General features: G+C 47.5%; 1 tRNA gene and 1 rRNA gene. Both read right to left on the reverse strand.

Annotated elements, in window-relative coordinates:
• Window positions 1-1163, reverse strand: a 23S ribosomal RNA gene (locus tag QS62_RS11020); the annotation flags it as partial.
• A 108-nt stretch (window positions 1164-1271) separates the two neighbouring features.
• Window positions 1272-1347: transfer RNA gene (locus QS62_RS11025), tRNA-Glu, on the reverse strand.
• Between the last annotated feature and the right edge of the window lie 79 nt (window positions 1348-1426).

Consider the following 1426-nt stretch of genomic DNA (forward strand, 5'->3'; position numbering starts at 1 on the left):
TGATGCCGCAGCTTCGGTGCTATATTTTAGCCCCGTTACATCTTCCGCGCAGACCGACTCGACTAGTGAGCTATTACGCTTTCTTTAAATGATGGCTGCTTCTAAGCCAACATCCTAGCTGTCTATGCCTTTCCACCTCGTTTCCCACTTAATATAGACTTTGGGACCTTAGCTGGCGGTCTGGGTTGTTTCCCTCTCCACGACGAACGTTAGCACCCGCCGTGTGTCTCCTATATATTACTCTTTGGTATTCGCAGTTTGCATCGGGTTGGTAATCCGGGATGGACCCCTAGCCGAAACAGTGCTCTACCCCCAAAGGTATTCATATAAGGCTCTACCTAAATAGATTTCGGGGAGAACCAGCTATCTCCCGGTTTGATTGGCCTTTCACCCCCAGCCACAATTCATCCGCTACTTTTTCAACAGTAGTCGGTTCGGTCCTCCAGTTAGTGTTACCCAACCTTCAACCTGACCATGGCTAGATCACCGGGTTTCGGGTCTATACCTTGCAACTTCCGCCCAGTTAAGACTCGGTTTCCCTTCGGCTCCCCTATCCGGTTAACCTCGCTACAAAATATAACTCGCTGACCCATTATACAAAAGGTACGCAGTCACCCTTCCGGGCTCCCACTGCTTGTACGTACACGGTTTCAGGTTCTCTTTCACTCCCCTCCCGGGGTTCTTTTCGCCTTTCCCTCACGGTACTGGTTCACTATCGGTCAATCAGGAGTATTTAGCCTTGGAGGATGGTCCCCCCTTCTTCAGACAAGATTCCTCGTGTCTCGCCCTACTTCTTGTTAGCTTAGTACCATAAAGGATTCTTCAGATACGGGATTGTCACCCTCTTCGATTGAGCTTCCCAACTCATTCTCCTAAATCCTTTACTATCTCTAACGGCTACTCCACTTTCGCTCGCCGCTACTCGCAGAATCTCGGTTGATTTCTTTTCCTCAGGGTACTGAGATGTTTCAGTTCTCCTGGTTCGCTTCACTATCCTATAGATTCAGACAGTGATGATAGATTCTTCATCTACCGGGTTTCCCCATTCGGATATCGTGGAGTTAACGCTTCTTATCAACTCCTCCACGCTTTTCGCAGATTAGCACGTCCTTCTTCGCCTCTGATTGCCTAGGCATCCACCGTGTACGCTTACTTACTTAACTATACAACCTCAAGGATTCTCTCCCTTCAGTCTTTCTCGCTTTTGAGTTCTCAGTTTTCAGCTTGTGTCTTCGTTTTTAAAGAGCATTTATCATAAAGATATCGTTAATTGGCGTCCCCTAGGGGATTCGAACCCCTGTTACCGCCGTGAAAGGGCGATGTCCTAGGCCTCTAGACGAAGGGGACTTCTACCAATTAACGATACCCTCGCTTCTATCAAACAATCTGTGTGAACATTTCATAGTAATATCTTCACTTTAATCTA

The organism is Gallibacterium salpingitidis (assembly GCF_001678495.1).
In the GTDB taxonomy this organism is placed as follows: Bacteria; Pseudomonadota; Gammaproteobacteria; order Enterobacterales; family Pasteurellaceae; genus Gallibacterium; species Gallibacterium salpingitidis.